The organism is Moraxella sp. CTOTU47915, from assembly GCF_031986685.1.
GTDB lineage: Bacteria > Pseudomonadota > Gammaproteobacteria > Pseudomonadales > Moraxellaceae > Faucicola > Faucicola tetraodonis.
The window spans coordinates 24,136-50,784 of the sequence record NZ_DAMAAE010000005.1; the positions used below are offsets into that span (position 1 = coordinate 24,136).

Annotated in this window: 26 protein-coding genes; 17 read left to right on the forward strand and 9 right to left on the reverse strand. The window is 45.7% G+C overall.

Annotated features, from left to right (window positions below; genetic code table 11):
• Positions 1–27: 27 nt before the first annotated feature.
• The 3 genes from RTL34_RS05345 to RTL34_RS05355 form a co-directional block, all read right to left on the reverse strand.
• Positions 28–879, reverse strand: coding sequence for a transglutaminase family protein (locus tag RTL34_RS05345; RefSeq protein ID WP_219332375.1), 852 nt, complete (start codon positions 877–879; stop codon positions 28–30).
• Between the two features lie 60 nt (positions 880–939).
• Positions 940–3,090, reverse strand: a complete 2,151-nt coding sequence (locus RTL34_RS05350) for a circularly permuted type 2 ATP-grasp protein (protein ID WP_312115197.1) — start codon at positions 3,088–3,090, stop codon at positions 940–942.
• A gap of 508 nt (positions 3,091–3,598) precedes the next feature.
• Positions 3,599–4,447, reverse strand: coding sequence for a LysR family transcriptional regulator (locus tag RTL34_RS05355; protein WP_312115199.1), 849 nt, complete (start codon positions 4,445–4,447; stop codon positions 3,599–3,601).
• 180 nt (positions 4,448–4,627) lie between these two features.
• Between RTL34_RS05355 and RTL34_RS05360 the strand changes: the two genes are divergently transcribed.
• The 5 genes from RTL34_RS05360 (at position 4,628) to RTL34_RS05380 (ending at position 9,748) form a co-directional block, all read left to right on the forward strand.
• The gene (locus RTL34_RS05360) at positions 4,628–5,032 is read left to right on the forward strand and encodes a DoxX family protein (protein ID WP_312115201.1); all 405 of its coding nucleotides are present in this window, start codon (positions 4,628–4,630) and stop codon (positions 5,030–5,032) included.
• Between the two features lie 53 nt (positions 5,033–5,085).
• The gene (locus tag RTL34_RS05365; RefSeq protein ID WP_007115993.1) at positions 5,086–5,892 is read left to right on the forward strand and encodes a DODA-type extradiol aromatic ring-opening family dioxygenase; all 807 of its coding nucleotides are present in this window, start codon (positions 5,086–5,088) and stop codon (positions 5,890–5,892) included.
• A gap of 349 nt (positions 5,893–6,241) precedes the next feature.
• Complete coding sequence (locus RTL34_RS05370) at positions 6,242–8,107, forward strand: ABC transporter ATP-binding protein (protein WP_312115206.1); 1,866 nt, start codon at positions 6,242–6,244, stop codon at positions 8,105–8,107.
• Positions 8,108–8,244: 137 nt separating this feature from the next.
• Positions 8,245–9,129 carry an alpha/beta fold hydrolase gene (locus RTL34_RS05375; RefSeq protein ID WP_312115209.1) on the forward strand — a complete coding sequence of 295 codons (885 nt, stop codon included), beginning with the start codon at positions 8,245–8,247 and terminating at the stop codon, positions 9,127–9,129.
• 1 nt (position 9,130) lies between these two features.
• On the forward strand, positions 9,131–9,748 hold the full coding sequence (locus RTL34_RS05380; RefSeq protein ID WP_203172476.1) for an alpha-ketoglutarate-dependent dioxygenase AlkB family protein: 618 nt from the start codon (positions 9,131–9,133) through the stop codon (positions 9,746–9,748).
• 28 nt (positions 9,749–9,776) lie between these two features.
• Here RTL34_RS05380 and hisA read toward each other — a convergent pair whose 3' ends face one another.
• A complete protein-coding gene (hisA, locus tag RTL34_RS05385; protein ID WP_050325620.1) occupies positions 9,777–10,526 on the reverse strand; it encodes a 1-(5-phosphoribosyl)-5-[(5-phosphoribosylamino)methylideneamino]imidazole-4-carboxamide isomerase in 750 nt (249 codons plus the stop codon).
• Positions 10,527–10,672: 146 nt separating this feature from the next.
• On the opposite strand from hisA, the gene nhaD reads away from it, so the two are divergent.
• The 5 genes from nhaD (at position 10,673) to rplS (ending at position 14,686) form a co-directional block, all read left to right on the forward strand.
• Positions 10,673–12,133 carry a sodium:proton antiporter NhaD gene (gene nhaD / locus RTL34_RS05390; protein ID WP_312115216.1) on the forward strand — a complete coding sequence of 487 codons (1,461 nt, stop codon included), beginning with the start codon at positions 10,673–10,675 and terminating at the stop codon, positions 12,131–12,133.
• A gap of 301 nt (positions 12,134–12,434) precedes the next feature.
• A complete protein-coding gene (gene rpsP / locus RTL34_RS05395; RefSeq protein WP_007115987.1) occupies positions 12,435–12,692 on the forward strand; it encodes a 30S ribosomal protein S16 in 258 nt (85 codons plus the stop codon).
• Positions 12,693–12,726: 34 nt separating this feature from the next.
• Positions 12,727–13,284, forward strand: a complete 558-nt coding sequence (gene rimM, locus RTL34_RS05400) for a ribosome maturation factor RimM (protein ID WP_312115220.1) — start codon at positions 12,727–12,729, stop codon at positions 13,282–13,284.
• Positions 13,285–13,410: 126 nt separating this feature from the next.
• Entirely contained in the window at positions 13,411–14,181 is a 771-nt protein-coding gene (gene trmD / locus RTL34_RS05405; RefSeq protein WP_312115223.1) for a tRNA (guanosine(37)-N1)-methyltransferase TrmD, read from the forward strand.
• Positions 14,182–14,305: 124 nt separating this feature from the next.
• Complete coding sequence (rplS, locus tag RTL34_RS05410) at positions 14,306–14,686, forward strand: 50S ribosomal protein L19 (protein ID WP_007115984.1); 381 nt, start codon at positions 14,306–14,308, stop codon at positions 14,684–14,686.
• Between the two features lie 126 nt (positions 14,687–14,812).
• Here rplS and RTL34_RS05415 read toward each other — a convergent pair whose 3' ends face one another.
• From RTL34_RS05415 to argH, 3 genes are read right to left on the reverse strand one after another with little or no spacing between them, the layout of a single operon-like run.
• Positions 14,813–15,100 carry an oxidative damage protection protein gene (locus RTL34_RS05415; RefSeq protein ID WP_007115982.1) on the reverse strand — a complete coding sequence of 96 codons (288 nt, stop codon included), beginning with the start codon at positions 15,098–15,100 and terminating at the stop codon, positions 14,813–14,815.
• Between the two features lie 21 nt (positions 15,101–15,121).
• Positions 15,122–15,466: a gamma-glutamylcyclotransferase family protein gene (locus RTL34_RS05420; RefSeq protein ID WP_312115226.1), complete on the reverse strand. Its 345-nt coding sequence runs from the start codon at positions 15,464–15,466 to the stop codon at positions 15,122–15,124.
• A 1-nt stretch (position 15,467) separates the two neighbouring features.
• Positions 15,468–16,844, reverse strand: coding sequence for an argininosuccinate lyase (argH, locus tag RTL34_RS05425; protein WP_312115464.1), 1,377 nt, complete (start codon positions 16,842–16,844; stop codon positions 15,468–15,470).
• An 81-nt stretch (positions 16,845–16,925) separates the two neighbouring features.
• Between argH and RTL34_RS05430 the strand changes: the two genes are divergently transcribed.
• The 4 genes from RTL34_RS05430 to RTL34_RS05445 all read left to right on the forward strand — a co-directional run bounded on the left by RTL34_RS05430 (position 16,926) and on the right by RTL34_RS05445 (position 21,058).
• Positions 16,926–18,104 (forward strand): histidine kinase, encoded by a 1,179-nt coding sequence (locus RTL34_RS05430; protein WP_312115229.1) that lies wholly within the window; start codon positions 16,926–16,928, stop codon positions 18,102–18,104.
• 270 nt (positions 18,105–18,374) lie between these two features.
• Positions 18,375–19,112 carry a LytR/AlgR family response regulator transcription factor gene (locus RTL34_RS05435; protein ID WP_312115232.1) on the forward strand — a complete coding sequence of 246 codons (738 nt, stop codon included), beginning with the start codon at positions 18,375–18,377 and terminating at the stop codon, positions 19,110–19,112.
• Positions 19,113–19,288: 176 nt separating this feature from the next.
• Positions 19,289–20,248, forward strand: coding sequence for a hydroxymethylbilane synthase (gene hemC, locus RTL34_RS05440; protein ID WP_312115235.1), 960 nt, complete (start codon positions 19,289–19,291; stop codon positions 20,246–20,248).
• 21 nt (positions 20,249–20,269) lie between these two features.
• A complete protein-coding gene (locus RTL34_RS05445) occupies positions 20,270–21,058 on the forward strand; it encodes a uroporphyrinogen-III synthase (protein WP_312115238.1) in 789 nt (262 codons plus the stop codon).
• On the opposite strand, the gene mutY is transcribed toward RTL34_RS05445, so the two are convergent.
• Both mutY and RTL34_RS05455 read right to left on the reverse strand, forming a co-directional pair.
• Complete coding sequence (mutY, locus tag RTL34_RS05450; RefSeq protein WP_409455443.1) at positions 21,041–22,270, reverse strand: A/G-specific adenine glycosylase; 1,230 nt, start codon at positions 22,268–22,270, stop codon at positions 21,041–21,043. The two genes, RTL34_RS05445 and mutY, sit on opposite strands and share 18 nt — an antisense overlap.
• 201 nt (positions 22,271–22,471) lie before the next feature.
• The gene (locus RTL34_RS05455) at positions 22,472–23,212 is read right to left on the reverse strand and encodes a dienelactone hydrolase family protein (protein WP_239743485.1); all 741 of its coding nucleotides are present in this window, start codon (positions 23,210–23,212) and stop codon (positions 22,472–22,474) included.
• Between the two features lie 205 nt (positions 23,213–23,417).
• Between RTL34_RS05455 and RTL34_RS05460 the strand changes: the two genes are divergently transcribed.
• The 3 genes from RTL34_RS05460 to lnt all read left to right on the forward strand — a co-directional run bounded on the left by RTL34_RS05460 (position 23,418) and on the right by lnt (position 26,574).
• Positions 23,418–23,891 carry a YcgN family cysteine cluster protein gene (locus RTL34_RS05460; protein ID WP_138018364.1) on the forward strand — a complete coding sequence of 158 codons (474 nt, stop codon included), beginning with the start codon at positions 23,418–23,420 and terminating at the stop codon, positions 23,889–23,891.
• Positions 23,892–24,047: 156 nt separating this feature from the next.
• Positions 24,048–24,947: a CBS domain-containing protein gene (locus RTL34_RS05465; RefSeq protein WP_138018365.1), complete on the forward strand. Its 900-nt coding sequence runs from the start codon at positions 24,048–24,050 to the stop codon at positions 24,945–24,947.
• A gap of 52 nt (positions 24,948–24,999) precedes the next feature.
• The gene (gene lnt / locus RTL34_RS05470) at positions 25,000–26,574 is read left to right on the forward strand and encodes an apolipoprotein N-acyltransferase (protein WP_312115252.1); all 1,575 of its coding nucleotides are present in this window, start codon (positions 25,000–25,002) and stop codon (positions 26,572–26,574) included.
• Positions 26,575–26,649 lie beyond the last annotated feature (75 nt).

Consider the following 26,649-nt stretch of genomic DNA (forward strand, 5'->3'; position numbering starts at 1 on the left):
AAATATTGGTGAATTAATAGTGGCAAATTACTGCTGCGCTGCAAACTGCGCGTTAAGCTGCGGTATGTACTGGGGGCTTGTAGATACCATGACTTGACTATACAGTCGCTCGTCACCGCCCCCTGTTCTCACCCCGCGCACTGGCGCCGCATCGGCATAGTCACGCCCAAAGGCGATGTAGACATGGGAGTTGGGGGTAAAATGTTGGTTAGAGATATCAAAGGTGTACCAATTACCCGCAAGCCAGACCTCTGCCCATGCATGGCTTGCCATATGCGCTTGGGTCGCTTCATAAATATAACCCGATACATAGCGCGCTGCAATGCCTTTATCCCGTAGCAGCGCCAAAAATACATGGGTATGGTCTTGGCACACCCCAGCCGCCATCGCAAACGCTTGCTCTGCTGTGGTGCCGACATGGGTCACGCTTTTGGTATAGGGCATTTTATTGAGCAAGTCTTTTGCCAATGATTTGAGGATAGCTAACTGCGCATCAATGTCCTCACTTTGCAAAAACTGCTCAAGCGCGTCATGGGCAAATTCACGCATGGCTTCGGAGCATTGGGTCAGCTTGGTGGGTACGGCAAAAATCTGATACGGCACTTGCTGATTGTCAGGGATAAATAAGGTATCAGCGTTAATTTCTACTTCCCCAAAGGCTTGAATTTGCAAGTTGTTGTGCGGTTCGTGACGGCTTAGGGTGAGCCATTGGTTGCCAAAGCCGTCCGTTTGCATTTGTGCAACCTTAGGCAGCATCACTTGCCAGTTATGAATGGTTTGGTGGGGTAGGGTCATCGGCGTCATGCGGATGTATTGCACACTGCGTAAGGCAAGTTGTTCATAAAAATAATTGGTTTGGTGGCTGATTATAAGTCTCATTGTACTCTCACTAACTGCTTATTTTTGTCAAAATGATGATAGTCATCTAATAGTTTTGGCTTATACACCTTGCTGTAAAATATTTGAAAACGCGCCCGATAGTGACTGAAAGTCTTTGGGTTGATTAGACTTTAACAGTTGATTGACCAATCGATCCAGCTCACGCCAGCGGGTGTTTTCTGGCAAGGTATTAACAACCTCTTTAAGTCTTTGCACGCACTCACGGCAATCTTTTTTCATCAATATATGACAGTCCAGCGATTCAAAACATTGTCCGAGTTGCCAAAATGTGACCACAATCGGGTTTTCTTGTTGCATCGACGCATTGCAGGCATAGAGCTGTAGGCTGGCGGCGCGGTACGCTCCCGTATTGGCTAACCGTTTGATGAGGTTATAGAGTTCAGCCGTATCTTTGCCAATAACGCCTTTGACATCTTGGACATTTTGCTCGATAAAGCCAATGGTTTCAGGCACCTTTTTGTTGGCAAGGTAGTCATACAAGGCATCGGCATCGGCTGAAATCGGCAAGCCAAGATTGTGCACGATTGCATCGACGTCTGTTTGGCTACACTGGTCATTTGACAGCCGGGTAATGATTTGTTCATAGTAGCGTAAGCGCTCACTGTATCGACCTAGCCACACTAAGTAGCTCGCTGTTGATAACAGTAAAATTAAGCGATTATGGTTGATATTTTCATACGCCAATAAAGTCGATGATTGCGATTTTCGTTCATGGTTGGTTTGAATGGCGCCCAAATGAGCGGTGCCTTGTTTGCCGCTGAGTTTGCCATTGACGGTATCGACCACCCAAGTGTCTTTTACCCCACCGCCTTGGGATGAGTTGACCACCAATGAGCCTTCGGTCATTGCTACCCGCGTCAATCCGCCTGGTACAATATCCACTGTGCCATCGCCATGTGACAATACAAAAGGACGCAAATCAATATGGCGCGGTGCGATGCCACTGGCAACCGCGGTTGGGTTGGTGGACAAGCTAATGGTCGGCTGGGCGATAAACCCTGCTGGGTTGTCTAGTAAGCGTTTGCGGTAAGCGGCAATTTGTTCTTTGCTTGACGTCGGTCCTATCAGCATCCCATATCCTCCCGAGCCCTGCGTTTCTTTAATCACCAACTCTGGCATATGGTCGAGCACATATGCCAACTCATCGGCATCACTGCATTGATAGGTTTGCACATTGGGTAAAATCGGTTTTTCACCCAAATAATACTCAATTATTTTGGGTACAAACGGATAAAGGCTTTTATCGTCAGCAATCCCTGTGCCTGGGGCGTTGGTTATCACCACATTGCCTGCACGATACGCACTCATCAGCCCTGACACCCCCAAGATTGAATCGGGTAAAAACGCCAACGGATCCAAAAACGGGTCGTCAATACGGCGATAAATCACATCGACTTGTACCTTGCCGCGTACCCCTTGGATGTAGACATGGTTGTTTTCTACAATCAAATCATAGCCATGCACCAAGGGCACATTCATCTCACGTGCCAAAAACGCATGTTCATAATAGGCACTGTTAAAACGCCCTGGGGTGAGTACCACGATTTGTGGGTCGTATTTGTTGGTGGTGCTTGATAGACACGCCTTTAACCGTTTTGGATAATCCGCCACCGGCAACACCGACTGAGATTGGTAGAGTTTGCTCAGTAGGGTTTGCGACACATTGCGGCTCTCGAGCATATAAGAGACGCCAGAAGGGGTGCGTAAATTGTCCTCAAGCACACAATATTGTCCGTGCTGGTCGCGAATCAAATCAATGCCACTAATATGGGCATAGACGGGTTTATCCAAGTTGATACCCAGCATCCACGGCTCGTAGCCACTGTTTTTAAACACAAACTCGCTTGGCACAATGCCTTCTTTGACAATCGTCTGTTCGTGATAAATATCATGGATAAATTGATTGAGCGCGCGGATACGTTGTTGGCAGCCTTGTTCCATCACTTGCCATTCTTGGATGTCAATGATGCGAGGGATGATATCAAAGGGTATCATGCGCTCAATGTTGCTGGCATCGCTATACACAGTGAAGGTCACGCCGCGGCGATAAAAAATATCCGATGCTTGGTTATTCAAACTAATTAACGTGTCTGAATTCATCTCTTGAAGCCAAGCACCAACCTGTTGTGCCGAATGTCTATATTGCCCATCGGCGAGTTGCAGTTCATCAAATGCTTTGGCAATTGGCATTATTGGCTCCTTATTCATGACGAAAGATGACATAGTTTTTGCCTCACGATGGCACACATTTTCTTGACAGATTATTCCATAAATAACTTATTAAATAATTCATCAAATTTCATGCCAAAAAAAACAAAGCGAAAGGCAGTTAAATAGTTGAAAAATAGCTTAAAAATCGCTCAAATTTGCACCAAAATTAGTCGAATTATTGAAGTTGGTGCAGTGTAAAACAAAAAATCTATGCCATAGGCGCATAAAAATCATGACATGAACCAAATTGATGCAAGAGAAATATTTTGGTGAAAAATTAAACAAATATTTTTCTACTAAATTGTTGTTATATGAAAAATTTTTTTATTAAAAATTGTTGCAATACATCATCAGATAATGCGCATACTAATAGCAATAGTCAATACCCAACTTGTACAATTCAAACAACATGAACTAGTCGGATGCCCGCTTCATTGATTACTCGACGCTAAAGCTCATGACCTAAAGGATAGAAACAGTTAACAGGCTAATCGTTTTGTATTAAGTTCTCCCCCAAAAAATCAATTAATAAGCGTATTTTTAAATTTAAAAATGCTCGATTCATATACACCGCATAAATCGCTACGCTGCTAAATGGCTGCTCAAACAATTTGACCAGTCGTCCTTGCGCAATCTCATCCTCAATCAGCCATTCGGGCAATATTGCAGCGCCCATGCCTGTCAGCGCCATCTGTGCCATCATCACAGTGTTATTACTGCTGTTATAGGGTTTGAGGGTGGTTGCCATGTGCGTATAGTTGGGTAAAATCCCGGGCAGGTCACTGAGCTCGTCTGCAGACGTAGGCGGCTCGTGCTGTGCAACAAAACGCGGACTTGCGACATAATAAAAATCTATTTTGCCCAGCGGTTTGACAATTAAATTATCTTGTGGCGTATTGACTACTCGCAGGGCTAGGTCATAGCCCTCAGCAATCAAATCGGTGAAGCGATTTTCCAAATCAACCGTTAGCTCAATTTTGGGATAATCTTGCTGGAATTTGGCAAGCAGATTGACAAAATAGGGCGTGGCAAACCATACCGGTGCAATGATTCGCAGTTTTCCTTCCGGCAATACACTGCCATCGTGTGCCTTGGTTTTTGCCTGCTGCAAAATATCTAGGGCGTGTACCGCTTCAGCGTAGTATTGTTGACCGACTTCAGTGAGGCTCAAATTACGGTTGTTGCGATGTAATAGCTTGGCTTGCACATAGGCTTCAAGGTGTTGTAAGTGTTTGCTAGTCATGGCAAGGGACATATCGAGTGCGTCAGCGGCTTTGGTAAAACTGCCTTTTTCTACGATGGTGCGAAATACTTGCAAGCTTTTGAGCGTATCCATGTGTATCCTTAATTCAGTTAATGCTTCAAGTGAATTAACGCTTGAATGCGTCATTTCAATTATCAACTAATAAGAAATAATATATCAATATTTTATGTGTTTTTCTCTTAATAAGATATCAATATAATGGCGCCATCACATATATTCATGACCGTAATTTTAGAATAATAGGACACAACAATGAACAATGTTTCTCGATACCAACCTTATGTACTTGGCTTGCTTCGCATCGTACTGGGCTACACCTTTATGCTACATGGCATGGCAAAATTATTTGGGGTGCCGCATGTGGCGATGTTTGATGGTTTGCAATTGTTTTCGCTGATGGGCTTAGCAGGCGTGTTAGAATTGGTCGGCGGTGTGTTATTGATTTTGGGCTGGTTCACGCGTCCTGTCGCTTTTATTCTGTCAGGTCAAATGGCGGTGGCATACTTTATGATGCACGCGGGCATTGATAATTTTTGGTTGCCACTGCTCAACCAAGGGGAAGCCGCTGTGTTGTATAGTTTTGATTTCTTATACTTATCTGTCGCAGGCGCGGGTGCTTTCTCGATTGATAATCGTGGACAAACTGTCAGTGCCTAGTTAATAAAATTTTAGGTGATAAAAGTTTTAGGTGATAACAATAGGAGGTCGCCATGAAGGGTTTAACATTAACTGATGTATTCGGCGCAAGCATTGACGAGCCAACGCTGCCGAGTTTATTTATCTCGCATGGGGCACCGACGATTGCGATCGAAGATACGCCGTTTACTCAGGCGCTGCATCAGCTCGGCGCAGCTTTACCAAAGCCAAAGCTTATCCTCATCATGTCGGCGCACTGGGAAAGTGGCGAGTGGCTGATCAATACCAATCCAGCCCCCAGCACCTTGCATGATTTTGGGGGTTTTCCTAAAGCACTATTTGAAATCCAGTACCCCGCAGCCGGTCATCCGGCGGCTGCGCAAAGTATCGCCAAGCAGCTAGCGCAAATGCAAGTGGCGGTTAAAGTGGTCGATAATCAACCATTTGATCATGGTGTCTGGACACCGCTGCTACACATGTACCCCAATGCCGATGTGCCAATCGTGCAGGTGTCATTGCCACACGGGTTTAGCCCCAGTCAGTTGTATCAGCTTGGGCAGTTGTTTGCGCCGCTACGACAACAAGGGGTGTTGATTGTGGCATCGGGCAGTATTACCCATAACTTATACAATGTGCGTTTTAACAGCCAACAGATTGAGCCGCAAGCCAAAACCTTTAAATACTGGATAATAGATCAGCTAAAAGCCAATGACAAAACAATGTTTGATTGGCAGGCGCATAGTTTGGCGCGCCACAATCACCCAACGCCCGAGCATTTACTGCCTGTATTTTTTGCGCGGGGCGCAGGGGATGTGATGTCGGTAGTGCATGAAAGCTTTGCTCACTACAATCTGGGTATGGATATCTATCGGTTTGATTAGTGGATAAAAAGGCGAATTAACCGCAGTAAATTTGCCTTATCATCAATCTATCGCGCAAGCTTTACAAGGCTTCATAAGAATGTCATTTGCATAGCTTATGATTTTACCATTTTTACCCAATATCATAGCGGTTGGCTAAGCTTCAAAAAAAGCCTCAAAAAAAGCCATTATTCTAGGATAATGGCTTTTTTATGGCGACAAAAAAGTTTTGATAACTACCCCTTAGGGATTAAGTTGAAAATTGTTTACTTGTATGTAAAGGATTGTAGCTAGCCGTCAGCAACGCTGCTATCAATCCTCAATATCTGCTAAAATAATACAGATAATTTTAAACTACTGATAATCAATTATGGGTTTATTTCGTTTTTTTGAAAATCGTCTGGAAGTCTATCCAGAAGACAATTACAACCTACCGACGGATAATTTTTTGAAGTTTCTGTGGGCGTGTACCAAGGGTCTGCGCGGTTGGATTTTTGCCTTCATGTTCTTGACGGGCTTGATAGGTGTGTATGAGTCGCTACTTTATAAGTGGATTGGCGATATCGTCAACTGGCTGGGCGCTTATACGCCCGCTAATCTGTGGGCAGAAAAAGGCGATAGTTTGCTAATGATGGCGGCTGTGTTGGTGGTCAGCCCGATTTTGGTGGGCTTAAGTTCGCTGATTCATTTTCAGACCCTGCAAGGCGTGTTCCCGATGCAGATGCGCTGGCGTTTTCACCGTCAAATGCTCGGTCAATCCATGCAGTTTTATCAAGACGAGTTTTCCGGTCGGGTGTCTGCCAAGGTGATGCAAACCGCGCTTGCGGTGCGCGATACCATTATGACCATTGCCGATATGCTGGTGTATGTATTGGTGTATTTTGTCAGTAGTGGCATTATTTTATTTCACCTTGATGGTTGGTTACTCATCCCATTTCTGTTATGGATGGTGATGTTCTTTGCCACTGTGGCGTATTTTATCCCCAAGCTTAAAAACTCTGCCAGTCGCCAAGCCGATGCCCGTGCCTTGATGACAGGGCGGATTACGGATGCGTATGCCAATATCACGACGGTAAAATTATTTAGCCACTCTCGCCGTGAGCTAACTTATGCCAAAGATGCGATGAGCCAGTTTTTGGATACGGTGCATGACCAAATGCGCTGGGTGTCCCGCCTTGAGCTGGTCAATCATTTGATTAATGTGGTATTGGTCGGTACTACGGTAGCGCTCGGTTTGTACCTGTGGTATTACAATGGCCTAAGCGTGGGGGCGATTGCGGCAGCGACTGCGATGGCGATGCGTCTTAACGGCTTGACCCATTGGATAATGTGGCAAACGGCGGCATTGTTTGAGAATATCGGTACCGTGCAGGACGGCATGAAAACCTTGTCAAAACCGCATACCGTGGTAGATAAGCCGAATGCTAGGGATTTACTCATCACGCAAGGCGAAATCAAATTTAGCCATGTCGATTTTAATTATGGTCGCAGTGGCAATAAAACCAATGACACTGATGCCAAGCAAAAACTACTCGATGATTTTAACCTTGAAATTAAGGCAGGTGAAAAAATTGGTCTAGTGGGGCGCTCTGGGGCAGGTAAATCAACCTTGGTGAATTTGCTACTGCGTTTTTATGATGTCGATGGGGGCGCGATTTTGATTGATAATCAAAACATTAGCGATGTCACCCAAGAGAGCTTACGCCAACAAATTGGCATGGTCACTCAAGATACCTCATTACTACACCGCACCGTGCGAGAAAATATTGCCTATGGTCGCCCAGATGCCACCGATGAGCAAATCATCAGCGCCGCCAAACAAGCGCATGCATGGGAGTTTATCCAACATCTAAGCGACGCAAAAGGCAATGTCGGCTTGGATACCCAAGTCGGTGAACGAGGGGTCAAGCTCTCGGGCGGACAACGCCAGCGCATTGCCATCGCTCGAGTGATGCTCAAAAATGCCCCGATTTTGCTGCTGGATGAAGCGACCTCAGCACTCGATAGCGAAGTGGAATACGCCATCACTGACAGTCTTAACGATATGATGGCAGGCAAGACCGTGATTGCGATTGCCCACCGATTATCGACAATTGCGTCGATGGATAGATTGGTGGTGATGGATAGAGGACAAATTGTCGAGCAAGGTAGCCATGCCCAGCTTTTAGCTCAAAATGGAGTGTATGCCAAATTGTGGGCAAGACAAAGTGGTGGTTTTCTTGGGGAAGATGATTAAATAAAGGTACGGCTAACTTACGTTAGATTTGATATAGCCCAATGGCAAGGGTGAATGCCAAGTCACAAAAGGGGTGGCCATAACTTTTCACTGGGTCTTATAATCAAGTGACTAAGTGATTAATTAGGACAATTGGCATGGAAGAACAACGCATCAATCTAAACGGCAAAAACGCCAAATACTATAACATCAAAAACCCCACTGCCAGCCAGAATGCCCATTTTTACGGCGGTAACGGTTTTGCATTAGGCGTCTATGAGCCACTCTTGAGCGACTTAGCGCAACATCTTAACATCACCGCGCTAACCATGCGGGGTGAATGGTACGATAAACCGACCGAAAACGCGCTGACGCGGGAACAAGATGCCGATATCTTGATTGAGTTCTTGCAAGCCACCCTAGCAGAGCGAGACGGCAAGCCCGTCATCGGTATCGGACATTCGCAAGGGGCAACTGCCACCACCATGGCAGCTGCCAAACGCCCAGACTTGTTTAGCGCGCTTTATTTGCTTGAGCCTGTCACCTTTACCAACCAGCAAGGCAAGCTTTACAGCCTAGTGCCACGCATGGTAAAAATGACTCGAGAACCCTTTAAAAGCACCCAAGTTAAACAAGCCGACTGGCCCAGTGTGGATGCGTATTATCAGTTTCTTCGCCGTCATAAAGCGTACAAACGTATCAGTGATGAACACCTTTTAACCTATGCCAAAAATAGTTTAGAGGCAGGTGAGCAGGCGGAACTCACGCTACGTTTTTCACCCAAGCAAGAACTCGCCAATTATTGTGGCACACCGCTGATTATGAAACCGTTACAACAGCTTCTTGCCGACAACAAAGTGCCTGTGCAGTTAATTATCGGTAAGCCGTCGATGTTTATCAGTCAACAAGTGCGTCAAATGTGGGATACATTCGTGCCCAAGGAGCAAATGACGGTGCTCAATGACTATGGACATTTACTGCCACTTGAAGCACCAGAATTATGCGCCAAGCTCATTTTTCAAAAGCTGAAGTTGACAAGCTAACATGAGTTTATTTGCCGCCAATCCCAACGAGAATTTGTTGCCCTACGATGGCATTGTCAATGATTTTGGGCAGGTTTTTGACAGCCCCGCTTATGAGCCCAATGCGCTTTATCGGCATTTTTTAACGCAGTTACCTTGGCAGCATGACGTTGTCACAATTTTTGGCAAAACCCATGTCACCCATCGCCAAATCGTGTGGATGAGTGAAAACGATTATCACTATTCTGGACAACGCAAGACGGCAACGCCTTGGACCGCGGATGTTTTGGCATTAAAACAGCACATAGAATTGCTACTGGCTGAGCAACAGATGAGCGCAAATTTTAACGCCTGTTTGTTTAATTATTACCCCACAGGCGATGATGGTATGGGCTACCATGCCGATAATGAAAGCGAACTGGGTAATGAACCCATTATCGCGTCTGTCTCATTAGGGGCAACGCGTAAATTTGTATTCAAGCACCGTATCACCAAGGAAAAAGTCGAGATTCCTTTGCAAAATGGACAGCTAATTGTCATGCGTGGACAAACCCAGCGCCATTGGTTACACAGCCTGCCTAAGACCAAAAAAGTAACGGAAGGTAGAATTAATCTGACCTTCCGTCATATAGCGAATTAAATAGCATTTAGCTATTGAGTAGCGCCTGCTAGCTATCGAGAAGCGCCTGCGCCGCAGCAATATCGAGGGTACCTTCATAAATGGCACGCCCTGTAATAATACCTTCAAGATAATCACTGTAGGGTTTTAGATTTTCGATGTCTTGTAAGTCCGTCACCCCACCTGAGGCAATCACCGGAATACCGCCTTCTTTTGCCAAGTTAACCGTTTGCTCGACATTGACGCCTTGCATCATGCCATCACGCGCAATATCAGTATAGACGATAGAAGATACGCCTGCATCGGCAAAGCGTTTTGCCAAATCCACCGCTTTGACATCAGTCACATTTGCCCAGCCATGCGTCGCTACCATACCATCTTTGGCATCAATACCCACAATGATATGACCGGCAAATTCTTGACACGCTTGTTCAACAAATTCAGGTTGTTCGACTGCTTTGGTACCGATAATGATATAGGTCAAACCCGCTTCTAAATAATGACGGATGGTGTCAAGGCTACGGATACCGCCACCGAGTTGAATGGGTAAATTTGGGTAGGCTTTAGCAATCGCGGTGACAACGTCTTTATGCACAGGCACGCCATCGAAAGCACCATTTAAATCCACCAAATGCAGGCGTCGAGCGCCTTCTTTTACCCAGCGACTTGCCATTGCGACAGGGTCGTCACTAAATACGGTATCGTCTTCCATACGCCCTTGTTTTAGGCGGACACATTTGCCGTCTTTGAGGTCAATGGCAGGGATAATTAAAGTTGGCGTAGTTGATAACGTCGTCATGGGGTTGTCCTGTTGTCGGTTGGCGCAAATTGAGCAAGGTTGGTCAAAATGCGTGTCGCTAGAATTTGGCGATAATTTTACCGTATAATGCCAACTAAGGTTAAGATATTTTGCATGTGGGTATTAGCATAACAGGGGTAGCGATAATGTTATACGTGGTGATAGCAGGGATTTTTATATTAGGGTATATGGCGATTGCCTTTGAGCATAACATCCATGTCAACAAAGCTGCCAGCGCGCTACTGACTGCGATTGCGTTATGGGTACTGCTGACCTTTGGTATCGATACGCTTGTTGCCAACCATTCGGTGACCGCCAGTCTTGCCAATCATCAAGATTCCTTGCATTTTGTCGGCGAGCAGTTACGTGAGCATTTGGCAGAAATCGCCGAGATTTTGTTCTTCTTGATGGGCGCGATGGCGATTGTTGAGCTGATTGATGCGCATGATGGCTTTCGAGTGATTACCGATAAAATCCATACCAAAAATGCCAGTAAACTACTCGCGATTATTACGATTATCACCTTTTTTCTCTCATCGTTACTCGATAACTTAACCACCACCATTGTGATGGTATCACTGGTATCAAAAATCATCGATGACCAAAAAATGCGATGGTATTTTGCCGGTCTTATTGTGATTGCGGCCAATGCAGGTGGCGCTTGGTCACCTGTGGGTGATGTCACCACCACCATGCTATGGATTGGTGGGCAGATTACCGCAACGGGCATTATGGCAAATGTGTTTATCCCAAGTATTGTATGTACATTAATCCCAATGGGTTTGGTGATGATGCGACTCAAAGGTCAAACCGTGAACGCGCCTGTACTGCCAAGCGGACAAGAATCTGACAGTGAATTGGCTAGCATGCCTATAGAGCAGCGTATTGAAAGCTTACGTGCTACCATCAAATCAAACGCCCAAGACAGCATCAGTCAAAAAACGCGCATGACAGTGTTACTGCTAGGTTTGGGTGCATTGGCATTTGTGCCAATTTTTAAAACCCTTACCCATTTGCCCCCTTATGTGGGCGTGTTGTTTGGCTTGGCAGTACTGTGGATGGTCACTGAAATCATGCACCGTCACCAAGATCATTATATTCGTGAGCGTATCGGGGTTGAAGGCGTGCTAAGCCGTATTGATATTCCCAGTATTTTATTTTTCCTCGGTATTTTATTGGCGGTGGCAGCGCTTGCCACTGCGGGCATACTCGGTGACGTAGCAAAATGGCTGGATGCCACTTTTGGCAATGTGTATCTCATCAATGTCATGATTGGTTTGTTATCCTCAATCGTGGACAACGTGCCTCTGGTAGCAGGGGCAATGAATATGTATCCGCTGACCACCGATGCCAGTATCGCGCAAGCGGCGACAGCTGAAGCAGTGCGCCTTGAGCTATTTCGTCAAGATGGCATGTTTTGGGAGTTTTTGGCTTATTGTGCGGGGACAGGCGGTAGCTGTTTGATTATCGGCTCGGCCGCGGGCGTGGCGGCGATGGGTATGGAGAAAATCCCGTTTATGTGGTACATGAAAAAAATCACTTGGCTTGCACTGATTGGCTATCTGGTCGGGGCAGGGGTGTATGTGCTGATTGAAACCATGATTTGATAATACGATAATTGGCTATTCAATCATAAAAGGCGCAAATAAGCGCCTTTTTTATGGATTGGATTTATGGACTGGCGGGTGATGGCATCGCTTCAATGTGATTAAACTTGCACTAAATATAAAAAGTCAAAATTTACCCCAAAAAGCTATTGATTTTGATAAAAATATGCTAAACTATTGCCCTTTTTGGTGTACCTAAACTTTGCTAAAACTGTATTTATGCCGTTTTTCAATTGTTTGGGTCTTTTAGGCTCTAACCACTGAACTAGATTCAATTGATTGCATTCACAGAGAGAACATTATGGTAGTTATCCGTTTACAACGCGGTGGTGCGAAAAAACGCCCATTTTATCAAATCGTGGTAACCGACTCACGCAATGCCCGTGACGGTCGTTACATCGAAAACATCGGGTTCTTTAACCCACTAGCGCAAGGTCAAGAAGTGCCACTACGCATCAACGCTGACGCTTACCAAGCATGGATCAACAAAGGCGCACAACCTTCTGATCGTGTTGCCGCTTTATTTAAAGCAGCTAGCAAAGCACAAGCAACTGCTTAATTTTTTATAAAAATTAAGTAGAGCGGACTTTAATATGGCAAAACAACCGACAGACTTGCATACCAATGAGGCTAACGCATCGCTGTTTAAAATCGGCGAGCTAAAAAAGCCTTATGGCATTCATGGCTGGCTATGGGTATTTAGCTTTACTGAAGACCGTGAAGCGATATTTGATATGCAGCCTTGGGTCATCAATACTGCCATGGGTCAAAAGACCTTAACGGTAAAAAACTGGCGACAACAAGGTAAAGGCTACGTGGTACAACTTAACGAAGTACCCGACCGCAATATCGCAGAAACCATGTTTAGCGTGAGCCTTTGGGCAGAAAAAAACAATCTGTCTGAGCTTGCAGAAGACGAATATTATTGGTCAGATTTGATTGGTTTGACGGTGATTAGCCAGTCAGAAAATGTCATTTTAGGACGTGTAAAAGAGCTGTTTGAAACAGGAGCCCATGCCATTATGGTAGTCGAGTCGACTGCTGATAGTGTGGACGGCGAAGAACGATTGATTCCTTGGCACAAACAGACCATTGGCGAGGTGAATTTAGCCGAGCAGACCCTGATGGTTGATTGGGGCAGTGATTATTAAACGTTGATAACTAGCATTGATGATTAACATTTGCGTATTCATCCTTGATGGGTGCCTAGCATTTATTCGATGTGAGTTGTCAATCAACAAGGCGTTGTTAATGCCAAGCTAAAGTGAGTGTAGCGTATGTTTTTTGCGGTAATAACCATTTTGCCCGAAATGTTTGCTAGTATTACTGACTTTGGCATCACTGGGCGGGCGCTGGCTCGCAAGCAAGCGGAAATCTTGCTGATTAACCCAAGAGACTTTACCACAGACAATTATCGGCGTATCGATGAGCGTCCGTTTGGTGGGGGTCCTGGCATGGTGATGATGGCAGAGCCGTTACAAAAAGCCATCGACTACGCCAAAACGCAAGCCAATGCGCGCGGTAAAACCTGTCCTGTGGTATATTTATCGCCACAAGGCAAGACACTGAGCGAAAGCAGGGTGCTTGATTTTTGCCAATATGACGGCTTGATTTTGTTATGCGGTCGTTATGAAGGCATCGATGAAAGACTACTGAGTCAGTCTGTCGATATCGAGTGCTCAATTGGTGATTATGTGCTGACAGGCGGTGAATTGCCCGCGATGGTATTGATGGATAGTGTGATACGCCGATTGCCCAATGTAATGGGCGATGATTTATCGGCGCAGCAAGACTCCTTCGTGGATGGCTTGCTCGATTGTCCACAATATACTAAACCGACTGAATATCAAGGGATGAAAGTGCCGGACGTGCTGTTGTCAGGGCATCATGCCAATATCGCCAAGTGGCGATTTATTCAGCAGGCAACACGCACCCAGTTAAGACGTCCTGATTTGTGGCAAGCCTTTGTGCCAACCAAACAGCAACAAAAATGGCTGACAGAAGCAGCGCAATCTGCTAAAGACAGCAACCCAGATTCATCCACTTGACGGATGCCCTAATCGTGTCGATTGCTATCAAGGCACATAAAATTAGCGGGGAGTATGCGCATTTGCTGACATCAACTAACCTTAGTCAGCTTAGCCTCTGTCCCCAGTGAGAGGAGAAAATCTCATGAGTAACAAACATCCTTTGGTTCAACAAATCGAAAATAGCCAGCTTAAGCAAGACGTACCAAGTTTTGGTCCTGGTGACACTGTTGTCGTACAAGTAAAAGTGCGTGAAGGCGACCGTGAGCGTCTACAAGCATTTGAAGGTGTTGTTATCGCTAAACGTAACCGCGGCTTAAACTCTGCGTTTACCGTACGTAAAATCTCTAGTGGTGTAGGTGTTGAACGTGCGTTCCAAACCCATTCACCACAAATTGCAAAAATTGAAGTAAAACGTCGTGGTGATGTACGCCGTGCCAAACTTTACTACCTACGTGACCGTTCTGGTAAATCAGCACGTATCCGTGAAAAACTGTCAGTGCGTAAAGAAGAAGCGCAAGCTTAAGGCTTTAACTGCGTTATTCATTATCTGCCTAAATGGGTTAAACTTTGATTGTCATGGTTTAATCAACACCAAAAAAGCAAAAACCCCAAATAACTCTACTTGGGGTTTTTTGTTGTTAGCGCTTATTTATTTTTGCGCCGTCCATCCTTTTGGGCGTTCGTAGTCTTCATTATCCAAAAATTTATTGCGCTGTTCGGTAATAAATTTTTTGGCTTCTGGGTCAATCATGCTTAAGTGATTTTCATTGATGAGCATGGTTTGGTGCTCTAGCCATTCGTTCCACGCCTTGGCAGACACGGTGTTTTGCAATTCTTCACCCAGCTTGTTAGGAAACGGCGGTTTTGGCATTTTGGGTAGCTTTTGTTTGTATTTACGGCACATGACCATGTGGTCAGCGGGGTTATAAGTTTCCATTTGTTATCCTTTTAATAGTTTTTAGTCTATGTCGCTTGCATCGGCATAAATCCAAGCGGTAGCGCCACTGTCAAAGTGACCTTCCACTCGTGCGTAGGCATCGACTTCGTAGCGGTCGGCTTGGGCAAGCTCATCATCGGTAATGTCAAAAATCACACCTGCCACTTTGTCGGTTGGATTATTGGTTTTAAGTAGTATCGGATGAAAACGTTTGCCACTTGTGGCGAGCACATTGTCATCGGTAATTTCGATTTCACCCAACTGGTAGCCAATAAGTTGGTCTTTATTACCCACCAGTGTACGCCCAAAGGTAGCAAGCTGTACATTTTCTTGTTGTAATGTGCCATACGAGAACAGTTTTGGCATATTAATGACCTAATTGTTCGATACGCTGACGCCCACGCTCAATCGCCATTTTGACTTGATTGGGCGCTGTACCGCCGATGTGGTTACGGGCATTGAGCGAGCCTTCAAGGGTCAGATATTCAAACACGTCCTCACCAATTAAGTCGCTAAAGCCTTGAAGCTCATCGAGCGATAATTCACTCAAATCCACGCCTTTTTGCACACCTAATGCTACTGCTTTACCCACTACTTCATGCGCGTCGCGGAAGGCTAAGCCTTTACGCACTAGATAATCCGCCAAATCGGTGGCGGTCGCATAACCTTTCATGGTCGCGGCACGCATATTTTCTTTGTTTGGAATCAAGTTTGGTAGCATATCAGCAAAAGCAAGTAGAGAGCCTGTTACAGTATCTACCACGTCAAATAACGGCTCTTTATCTTCTTGGTTGTCTTTGTTGTAAGCCAGCGGTTGGTTTTTCATCAATGTCAATAGGGTAATCATATCGCCAAACACGCGTGCAGCTTTACCCCGTACCAGCTCTGGCACATCGGGGTTTTTCTTCTGTGGCATAATCGATGAGCCCGTGCAAAAACGATCAGGGACGACCACAAACCCAAATTGCGCTGACATCCACAAGATGATTTCTTCACTCATACGTGACAAGTGCATCATTAACAGGCTTGCGCTACTGGCAAATTCAATGGCAAAATCACGGTCGGATACGGCATCCAGCGAGTTTTGACAAATCCCTTCAAAACCCAAAAGCTCGGCAGTATATTCCCGCTCAATCGGATAAGTCGTACCTGCCAGCGCTGCGGCGCCTAGGGGCATTTGGTTGATACGTTTTCGACCATCAATCAAGCGCTCGCTATCACGCATTAGCATCTCAAACCATGCCATCACATGATGACCAAAACTGACAGGCTGCGCGGTCTGCAGATGGGTAAAGCCTGGCATGATAGTGTCGGTATGCTGGCTTGCCAAATCCAGTAAGCCCGTTTGTAGACGTTTTAACAATCCTAAAATAATATCGGTTTGGTCACGCAGATATAAACGGATATCGGTCGCGACTTGGTCATTACGGCTACGTCCCGTATGCAGTTTTTTGCCGACATCGCCAATAATAGCGGTTAGACGAGACTCCACATTCATGTGCACGTCTTCAAGCGCCACCGACCACACAAATTTGCCATCGGCGATTTCTTGTTTGATTTGGGTCAAACCGCCAACGATTTGGTCTTTGTCTGCCTCGGTGATAATCCCCGCTTTGGCAAGCATGGTGGCATGAGCAATCGAGCCTGCAATGTCTTGATTGGCAAAACGTTGGTCAAATCCGACAGACGCGGTAAATTCAGCGACAAAACTGTCGGTGGCTTCGCTAAAACGTCCACCCCACATACTAGATGTGCTAGAATCAGCGGAAATTTGATTGCTCATAATACGTCCATTTTTTGTGTAAGTGTGAAAGGAATAAAAATAATGAGATTGCTGGAGCTGTTATTTCCCTCTGCAAAATCTAGGGCTAGTATAGCAAAAACTGAGGATGCCTCACAAATTTCACTCAAGCGGATTAAAGAGCCGCTCACCAGCACCTTTTTCCTGCCCAATATGAGCGAAAAACAGACCATCAAACTGTGGGCAAGCTATATCGCGTTTTTTTCACTGGTTTCGATTTTAACCTATTTAACTTTTACTAATGATATCAGTTTGATTATCCGCCATAGCATTGAAACGGTGGTCATTACTATCTTAACTGTGACGGGTGAAATGGTTTTTGTGGCGAATTCTGCCAAAAAATTCAAAGAATTTAATTGGCGTTCAAAACAAATTACCGCCTATCTGCTATCGACTTCGTTTATTATCGTGCCGGTACTGAGCTTGCTAGGTCGGTTGCTGTTATTTTTCACACTGGGCTATGAAGTCAGTTTAAATACGCTGATACTAGAAACCCTGGTCAATACTTTATGTGCCTTTTTGATGATAGCGGTGCTGCTCACTTATTTTGAGATACAGTATCAAAATATTCGCCGCGCTGAACTGCGTACCCAACAAAAACTCATCGAACAAAACGAGCAGTTAAAGGCGCGTATCACCCCGCATTTTTTCTTTAATTTACTCAATACTATGCAGTACTTGATAGAAACCGATCCGTATGAAGCCGAGAGAATGATTCGTCATATCTCAAATTTGTATCGGGTGAGCTTTGATGAAACGCGTGAGATTGCGCTACTTGATGAGATGGAGCTATGCGAAAGCTATTTGAGCATCGAAAAATACCGTTTTGATAAAAAGCTGAAGGTAACTTGGCATTTGCCCGATGAAGATTTGCTCTATGACATGGTGATTACCTCGTTATCGCTACAAATAGTGATTGAAAAACTGATCGTACTGATTGTTGAAAACAGCACCGACCCCATTCACATTATTATTAGTATCGATTGGCAAAACGATGTGGCCAAAATTGATATCGAAATTGAGCTACCGGCAACGACGTATCAGCTGATTTGTCAAGATATTCGCCAAAAACTACAGTTTAATAGCCAAGTGGCAATTTTGCGTCAGTATTTTGGTCATGAAGCCAGCATTCACTTTGAATTATCTGATCAATTGTTAATCACTCAAATTCGCTATCCCCTCAAAGATGTCGCAGCTTTTTAGCCCATTTATTTTGTTAGTCGGAATTGGCATAAAAAATTCACCAATCTAACGCGGCATTTTACATTTTATTTAACAAACTATGATATATTAATTTGCATCTACTTAATAAAATGCGTTTATTAGTTTATCTAATCAGTTAAGCGCTATTTTATAAGAGTTTGATTGCTCACCAAGCGGTTTTGTTGGATTTGGCATAAGATTTTGAAGTACGTAAGATTTGTAGGGTTAAAGGCATGAGTTTTTGACCTCAAAGGAGCAAAGGAGTAAACAGTGAGAATTGTGATCTGTGACGATGAGCCACTAGCCCGAGAGAGGTTGGCGCGTATCGTAAGAGAAGAGGGACATGAGGTAATTGCCCTGGCAGCCACAGGTATTGAGGCCATTGCAAAAGTCAAAGAACTCGCACCCGATGTAATTTTGTTAGACATTCGGATGCCAGGAATGGATGGTATCCGCTGCGCCCAAGAGCTCAATGAGCTTAATAATGCGCCCGCCATTATTTTTGTGACCGCGTATGACCATTACGCGATTGCCGCATTCAAAGCACACGCGGTTGGCTATTTGCTAAAGCCTGCCAACAAAGAAGAAGTGTTACAGGCGCTAGCGAGAGCATCAACGCTTAGTAATGCACAGCTCAATGAAATCAGTCGATTAGAAGATCCGCTAGCACAGTCAAATCGTCAGCATATTGCGGCGCGTACCCATCGTGGTGTGGAGCTGATTGCGCTGCAAGATATTTATTACTTTACGGCTGACCAAAAATACGTGCAAATCCGTCATAAAGGTGGCACGGTTTTAATTGATGAAACGCTCAAAGAGCTTGAACAAGAATTTGGTGATGCGTTCTTTCGTATCCATCGCAATGCATTAATCAATCTTAACTACCTAGAAATGCTTGAAGCGATTGACCAAGGCCAGTACCAAGTGTGTTTCAAAGGCTTGCCCGACAAGCTTGCCGTCAGCCGCCGTCATTTGCCATTATTACGCGATAAAATCCAATCAATGTAGCGTAGTAGCGTAGTCTTTCGCATGTTTCCCTATGCTTTAGCGAGTAGTCAGAGAAATTATCCTGACATTTTGCTATACTGTTGCCTAACTCGCTGAATTAATGACAGATACCCATCTGACAAATGCCTAGCTTAGAGAGTTAGGCATTTTTATCGAATGCTAAAAAAGACACTGCTATGACTACGTTAACCACTTTAAATATCGCCACTCGCCAAAGCCCGCTTGCCTTATGGCAAGCCGAACACATCCAAGCGCGTTTGCAAGCGCTGTACCCAAGCCTGACCGTCAATCTAGTACCGATGGTCACCAAAGGCGATAAAATCCTAGATACCCCGCTAGCCAAAATCGGCGGAAAAGGTCTGTTTGTCAAAGAGCTTGAGCAAGCCTTGTATGAAAAACGTGCTGATATCGCCGTGCATTCGCTCAAAGACGTACCCATGGTGCTCCCTGAAGGTCTGACGCTTGGCGCATATTGTGAGCGTGAGCAGCCAACCGATGCGTTTATATCAAATCACTATGAAAGTATAGATGCGTTGCCACAAGGCGCTAAACTTGGTACATCAAGTTTACGGCGTCAATGCCAAATCCAGCAATATCGTCCTGACTTAGAGATTATCAGCCTACGCGGCAATGTAGGCACGCGCTTATCCAAGCTAGATGCAGGTGAGTATGATGCCATTATTTTGGCAACCAGTGGCTTGACGCGTTTGGGGCTTACCGATCGTATCCGCCATGAACTCGATACGCATATCAGTCTGCCCGCGGTCGGACAAGGTGCGCTTGCCATTGAATGCCGAAGTGATGATGCCGATGTGCTGGCACTACTAAAACCGCTCAATGACGAGCCAAGCCGTCTATGCGTGATGGCAGAACGCGCCATGAATCGTCATTTACAGGGTGGTTGCCAAGTGCCGATTGCAGGCTTTGCTACCATTCAAGATGGACAAATTTATTTAAAGGGTCGGGTCGGCAGTGTAGATGGTAAAACCTTGTTAAAAGCAGAGCATCATAACGCGTTAGTTGATGACGCAAGGGAGTCTGAGCAAATTGCTGAAGCCATGGGCGTGGTGGTGGCTGAAGCGCTCATTGCACAAGGTGCGGACAAAATCTTGGCGCAGATTTATCAAGACCGCTGATATTGAACGATACGCATAGCCATGCAATTTATCAATACCAGACCTGATCAGAGAGCCAAGACGCTAAGCCTATTTTTGCGCCAACATGGCATTGCAGTGATTGACCTGCCGCTGTTGACATTGGTAGAAAAGCCCTTGACAGTGGCAGAGCGGGCAGTTTTACAATCGATTGACCGTTATCAAGTGGTGGTGCTAGTCAGCGAAGCGGCAGTAAAGTATGGCTTAGCGAGGCTTGCTACCTTAGTCAAGCTAACGGAATTGTCCAAAAAGATTACATGGGTGGCGGTGGGTGACAAAACCGCAAATTACTTTAACCAAACCTGGCAGCAGCTCACAGAGTTGCCACCACCTACCATTATTTTTCCTGATGAAAAACGCGCGCAAAACAATGAAGGGCTATTGAATTTGCCGGTAATCCAAGCGCTTGGTAAAGGCGATTATTTGCAGGTATGGCGCGGCATCGGCGGACGAGAATTATTGGCAGATACATTGGCGGCAAAAGATGTGCAAGTACATTTGCTAAACTTGTACCAACGGGTTCTACCAAGCACAACCACCCAAACATTTGCGATTTGGCAACAAACGCAGAGCCACAACCAACCCATCATTGTACTCATCTCAAGTTTGACCGCCTGGCAAAACTGGCAACAACTAACAGCAGGTACTGAAATGGTTGCTAGTTGTTATTATTTGGTATTGCAGTCGCGTATTGCAGAGCAAATGTTATTACAGCCGGCCAATCTTAACATAACCATTATCCCTGATTTAATGCCTGCGACGATTCTACACGCATTAACCACTCACCAATAGCTGCATGGCTTTCGGTTTGGCTAAGCTGTTTTGCGCTGAATCATCTACCCATGACAGCGTTTGCAGCGCTTGTTGTAGTGCTTGAGTCAGCCGCATACCCTGCTCTTTCGTCAGCGTCATGGTTATTGGGGTTAAAAACCAATGAAAATGGGTAAGGCTATGTTTGACAGTATCAGTACTATCTAAGTTAACCTGCTCGATATTTAGCAGCTGCTCAGCTTGTAAGAACTCAAAAATAATCTGCTCAGCCGTGTTGTATTCGGCTTCAAACGTCGCTTCTTGCTGCCAGGTTGCCAGTAGCGGCGCGACTGTATTTTTTGCCCCCTGTTGTTTTTTGACAAAGGCCAATGGTAAACACCACAGTCCACCCCAAATCCCAGTGTCAGGACGTTGTAGCCACAAGGTTTTGTCATCGCAAACCAGCTTTAACGCTAGCGAAAACTTAGAGGGATTGGGCGATTTTTTACTTTTTACTGGATAAAAACTTTGCTTACCTTGGGCATTTGCCACGCAGTCGGCTTGCACGGGACACAGTAGGCAGGCAGGTTTGGCTTTGGTGCATAGCGTCGCCCCCATATCCATCATCGCTTGGGCGTAGTGGCCGCTGTCACGGGTCGGTGTTAGGCGCTCGGCAAGTTGCCAAAGCGCTTTGGTTGTGGCAGTTTTGGTGATATCGCCGTCAATACCAGCCCAGCGGGTCAGCACACGTTTGACATTACCATCGCAAATCACTCCTCTGTCACCGCCATATTGGTCAGCTCTGACACCCATCGCCACAATCGCGCCTGCCGTAGATTGACCCACCCCTGAAATCTGCTCCCAGTGGGCAACCGTTTGCGGAAATTTGCCAGTTTGCTCGATGATATCCACCAGCTGCTTGGCACCTTTATGCAGGTTGCGCGCACGCGCATAGTAACCCAGCCCTGCCCAATGCTCAGCGACTTGCTCCCAAGATGCGTTTGCCAAATCCTGCACGGTGGGAAAACTTGCCATAAATCGCTCAAAATAAGGAATGACCGTCGCCACTTGGGTCTGCTGTAGCATGATTTCAGATAACCACACCGGATAGGGGTCTGGCGTGTCAAGCTGATGCTGCTGCCACGGCAAATCATGACGCCCGCTATGGTCAAACCAGGTCAAAATGCGTGGTGCAAAACTATCAAGCTGCGCTTCGGTATGACTGTGTTTTAAGTGCTGATTGGGACTTGGCATCGTTGAGTGGCTGGTATTCGGATGTGCGTTCAAAATTCACCATCGGGTTACTATCGTGATAGCTATATAAGACTTTCTAGTTGGGATTCAATGCTGACTGATAAGATGGCTAAAAATCTTGACTAAAACTGGGACATAGACATAAAAAAAGCAATATCATGAGGGATATTGCTTTTGCTGTTAGGATGGAACTGGCATATGTTATACAAGATTGTCTTGCATAAACGCAATCATTTCATCCCAGCTGGCTTTTGCGGCATCGGCATCATAGCCCAAATCCACGCCATTTTCTTCGGCGCGTTTGTCAGCATTAGGATTGGTAAAGCCGTGTTTAGCGCCTTCGTACACATCGACTGTGTACTCTACATCGGCGTTATCCAACTCTTTTTTTAGTCCTTCAATGGCATCCATTGACACCATGCTATCGGCTTCACCATGTGCGACCAATACTTTGGCGGTGAATTTGCCTTTTTGTGCCGGTTGTTTTGGGGCAGGGTTGCCGTGGAAAGTCGCCACTGCTTTAAGCGGGAAGCCTTCACGCGCCATGTCTAAGGCGATTTTGCCGCCAAAGCAAAAACCAATTGCGCCCAGACGGTTTGTGTCAACGGCTTCGAGGTCGGTAAAGTCATCCATAATGAGTTTACAGCGCGCCATCAACATGTCTTGGTCAGCGAGCATTTGGCTCATCCATTCATTGGCTTGGGCGGCATCTGTGGTCAGTTTACCTTCGCCATACACATCCATGGCGACGGCAGCAAAACCCGCTTCGGCTAAACGCTCAGTGACTTTTTGTGGGTGCTCAACGACGCCCCACCATTCAGGCGCCACCAAAATCGCTGGGGCAGGATTGTCGTGGCTCGCTGATTCTGGTAGACAGACATAGCTTTTGAGCTCCACGCCATCGCTGGTGGTAGATTCGAGTTGTAAAATTTGAATTGGCATCATAAATCCTTATGTTATGGTAAATGATATGATTGGTTGCTATTGTTATAAGACACTGGCGTTATAAAAACGCTGGATTCATACGCTAATGAGAGCGTGGCAAGTCAGTGCAACGGTTAATACAGGCACTACTGTATACTGAAATCATCGTATTTTCCGTTATAATACTGTCACTGTTTTATACAAGCCAAAAGTTGGAAACATAATGAGCCAATCTGTTACCTTACGCCCGCAATTTTGGGAGCGATTTTCGTTAGAACAATTGACCCAAGCTGAATGGGAAGCCTTGTGCGATGGCTGTGGGGCGTGTTGTTTGATTAAATTTAAAGACGATGACACCGATAAAGTTGAATACAGTGATGTCGCCTGTCGACTGCTTGATTGTGCCACAGGGGCTTGCCAGCATTATCCAACAAGGCGCGAGTATGTGCCCGACTGCATCAGCCTAACCATCGATAACATTGGCGAGATGTACTGGCTACCGGCAAGCTGCGCCTACAAGCGCTTGTACTACGGGCAGCCACTGCCAAGCTGGCATTTATTACTTACTCAGGATGCCGCCGTGACACAAACTATGATGCGCCAAAAAAATATTAGCGTGGCAGGACGCTGTCAGTCCGAAACAGAGGTTTCTGAAATAGAGCAAGAAGAAAGGGTGATTCATTGGATTCGCCAATAGTGCTTGGCTATTCGAGACTTTACTAGCACCGAGCAAGCTGACGGGTGAGTAAAATCAGCCAATAAATACAATAAAATTAAGAAAAATACCATTGCAATCATCATGGGCTTAAGGTAAGGTAAAAAAATCTTTCGCCATATGAGGGTCTCGTCGGCTATGTCAGACGACAATTCGAGTTCACACCTGTCAAACAAACAGCAAGGCAGTAGCTGGTCACGCGGTCTGAAACGCTGGCTATCCACCGCCCCTGAAACCCGTGATGAACTAGTCAAATTGGTACATGATTCTCGTCGATTTTTGGCGCCCGACACCGTCGATATGTTAGAGGGCGTGCTAGATTTACCCGCTATTCAAGTGCGAGAAATCATGACCCCTGTCAGCCACGTTGCAGGCATCACCCAGCACCAAAACTTGCAAGACATCATGTCGCTCTATATGGAAACCGCCCACTCGCGTTATCCTGTATTTATCGATGACAACAAAGACACGGTAATGGGTATCTTACTTGCCAAAGATTTGATTCCGTTTTTGGTCGCCAAGGCGCAAGGTCAAAACATTAACCATTTCAATCTTGAAGCGATTGTACGTCAGCCAATTTATATCAGTGAAACTGCGCGTTCTGACAACCTGCTGCGTCTGTTTCAAAAAAATCAAATTCATATGGCAATCGTCATCGATGAGTTTGGGGTGACAGCAGGCGTGGTGACGATGGAAGACTTACTCGAGGAAATTGTCGGTGATATCATCGATGAGCATGACGACATCGAAGAAGATACCGATATCAATCATATAGTGCCTGTGCCCAACCAACCTGATACATGGATTGTGCAATCCATCACCTCAGTCTCAGACTGTAATGAACAGCTAGGTACCCATTTTGATAGTGAGGATGTCACTAGTATGGGTGGACTGGTCATGCAAGAGCTTGGCGAAGTCAATGAGGTATTGGGTCAAACTGTCTTTATTGACGATTGTCGTTTGACGGTATTGTCAGCAGATGGTCGATTTATCCAAGAAATTGAACTGGTTAAAAGGTATAATCAGCTCGACGATTAGTCCAATTACTTATGTTTGCAAAACCGTTTAACCCTAAAGGCAATACCCGCCAATGCGTCTTACTACCCAGTCCCTAAAAAAGCAACTTTCTGTACAATCTCATCACGATAGTGCCAAATCTGCAAATACCAAACAGCCGCTGTTACCCAAACTGGTGCTGGCTTGGCTTGCGGGTGCGGCATTTATCTTTGCGTTAGCGCCTTACGATTTTTGGCTAGTGGCACTGTTATCGCCACTGGTGCTGTATTGGCTGTTATTGCCCACAATGTCAAATTGGCGGGCATTTTGGCTCGGTGAAATGTATGGTATGGGATTGTGGAGCGTGGGCGCGTTTTGGTTGTTTACCTCCATTCATACCTATGGTGATACCCCTACCTTGTTAGCCTTGCTGATGATTGGGTTTGTTGGCTTGGGGATGGGATTGTTTCATGGTGCCTTGGCAGTCATTTTTAATCGCTTTGTGGCAAAACAGCCGCTAAGCTTTGCATCATTATGGGTGGTACAAGAGTGGTTAAAAACCTGGCTATTTACAGGTTTTCCTTGGCTATTTGTGGGCTATGCTTATACAGCGCAACCTTGGCTGACGAGCCTTGCCCCAATTTTTGGGGTGTTGGCGCTGAGCTTTGTATCAGTGTTCGCCTCAGCCAGTCTGGTGGAAGCGGCGCGAAAAAAATACCGTTTTTTAATTCCCTCATCTGTGATGTTACTGGCAAGCGTGGCGCTGTGGCTTATTGCCCCGCAATGGACGACCCCCAAAGGCACACCAAATCTAAAAGTCTCTTTAGTACAAGGCAATATTCCGCAGGACTTAAAATGGCTGCAAGAATACCAAATCCAAACGCTGGGTATCTATGCAGGTTTAAGTAAAACGGAATGGGGTCAGGACATTATCTTATGGCCAGAGTCGTCGATTCCGATGTTTCAAACCGACGCCATGCCCTTTATCAGTCAAATTGCTGCCCAAGCCCGCGAAAGCAATAGCGCATGGCTCACCGGTATTCCGTATGTGGATGTCAATGAATACGACCCAAAAGTTGATAAATACGAGCCATTTTACAACAGTGTGATTGCTTTGGGCGCCGATGCCAAAGGCTTATACAAGAAACAAAATTTGGTACCCGTGGGCGAATATATCCCGTTTGAAGGTATGTTAGATTGGGCATTACCAAACTTGATGGGCGGCACCATGAGTTTTCGCAGTGGGTCTGCGCACCAAGCGCCCTTGCAAGTCAAAAACCACCCAGTCGGGGTGGCGATTTGTTATGAAGTCGCCTATCCTGATACCACCCGCCGCAATGCCAAAAATACCGACTTTTTATTGACCGTATCCAATGATGCTTGGTTTGGCACATCGGCAGGTCCATTACAGCATCTACAAATGGTGCAAATGCGCTCGATTGAAACCGGTCGCTGGTTTATGCGCGCGACCAATACTGGCGTGACCGCCATTATCAATGATAAAGGCAATATTGTTGCCAAAGCGCCAGCATTTGAACGCACGGTGCTACGGGGTGAGATCCAATCGCGCGTTGGTAATACGCCATTTATGCGCTGGGGTAGTTATCCTATCTTGGCACTGGCAGCGCTCTTGCTACTGATTAGTTGGCTGGTTCGTAAAACACGTTAAAAACCTTAAATGCAGTAAGGTTTTGTCACCAATTGCAAAAATTTAGTATATAATGGTTACAAAGTTCCGTATAAT

Coding starts and splice junctions, on each gene's coding strand:
- RTL34_RS05345 (WP_219332375.1), bottom strand. CDS start 879: ATGAGACTTATAATCAGCCACCAAACCAATTATTTTTATGAACAACTT.
- RTL34_RS05350 (WP_312115197.1), bottom strand. CDS start 3,090: ATGCCAATTGCCAAAGCATTTGATGAACTGCAACTCGCCGATGGGCAA.
- RTL34_RS05355 (WP_312115199.1), bottom strand. CDS start 4,447: ATGGATACGCTCAAAAGCTTGCAAGTATTTCGCACCATCGTAGAAAAA.
- RTL34_RS05360 (WP_312115201.1), top strand. CDS start 4,628: ATGAACAATGTTTCTCGATACCAACCTTATGTACTTGGCTTGCTTCGC.
- RTL34_RS05365 (WP_007115993.1), top strand. CDS start 5,086: ATGAAGGGTTTAACATTAACTGATGTATTCGGCGCAAGCATTGACGAG.
- RTL34_RS05370 (WP_312115206.1), top strand. CDS start 6,242: ATGGGTTTATTTCGTTTTTTTGAAAATCGTCTGGAAGTCTATCCAGAA.
- RTL34_RS05375 (WP_312115209.1), top strand. CDS start 8,245: ATGGAAGAACAACGCATCAATCTAAACGGCAAAAACGCCAAATACTAT.
- RTL34_RS05380 (WP_203172476.1), top strand. CDS start 9,131: ATGAGTTTATTTGCCGCCAATCCCAACGAGAATTTGTTGCCCTACGAT.
- hisA (WP_050325620.1), bottom strand. CDS start 10,526: ATGACGACGTTATCAACTACGCCAACTTTAATTATCCCTGCCATTGAC.
- nhaD (WP_312115216.1), top strand. CDS start 10,673: ATGTTATACGTGGTGATAGCAGGGATTTTTATATTAGGGTATATGGCG.
- rpsP (WP_007115987.1), top strand. CDS start 12,435: ATGGTAGTTATCCGTTTACAACGCGGTGGTGCGAAAAAACGCCCATTT.
- rimM (WP_312115220.1), top strand. CDS start 12,727: ATGGCAAAACAACCGACAGACTTGCATACCAATGAGGCTAACGCATCG.
- trmD (WP_312115223.1), top strand. CDS start 13,411: ATGTTTTTTGCGGTAATAACCATTTTGCCCGAAATGTTTGCTAGTATT.
- rplS (WP_007115984.1), top strand. CDS start 14,306: ATGAGTAACAAACATCCTTTGGTTCAACAAATCGAAAATAGCCAGCTT.
- RTL34_RS05415 (WP_007115982.1), bottom strand. CDS start 15,100: ATGGAAACTTATAACCCCGCTGACCACATGGTCATGTGCCGTAAATAC.
- RTL34_RS05420 (WP_312115226.1), bottom strand. CDS start 15,466: ATGCCAAAACTGTTCTCGTATGGCACATTACAACAAGAAAATGTACAG.
- argH (WP_312115464.1), bottom strand. CDS start 16,844: ATGTGGGGTGGACGTTTTAGCGAAGCCACCGACAGTTTTGTCGCTGAA.
- RTL34_RS05430 (WP_312115229.1), top strand. CDS start 16,926: ATGAGATTGCTGGAGCTGTTATTTCCCTCTGCAAAATCTAGGGCTAGT.
- hemC (WP_312115235.1), top strand. CDS start 19,289: ATGACTACGTTAACCACTTTAAATATCGCCACTCGCCAAAGCCCGCTT.
- RTL34_RS05445 (WP_312115238.1), top strand. CDS start 20,270: ATGCAATTTATCAATACCAGACCTGATCAGAGAGCCAAGACGCTAAGC.
- mutY (WP_409455443.1), bottom strand. CDS start 22,270: ATGCCAAGTCCCAATCAGCACTTAAAACACAGTCATACCGAAGCGCAG.
- RTL34_RS05455 (WP_239743485.1), bottom strand. CDS start 23,212: ATGCCAATTCAAATTTTACAACTCGAATCTACCACCAGCGATGGCGTG.
- RTL34_RS05460 (WP_138018364.1), top strand. CDS start 23,418: ATGAGCCAATCTGTTACCTTACGCCCGCAATTTTGGGAGCGATTTTCG.
- RTL34_RS05465 (WP_138018365.1), top strand. CDS start 24,048: ATGTCAGACGACAATTCGAGTTCACACCTGTCAAACAAACAGCAAGGC.
- lnt (WP_312115252.1), top strand. CDS start 25,000: ATGCGTCTTACTACCCAGTCCCTAAAAAAGCAACTTTCTGTACAATCT.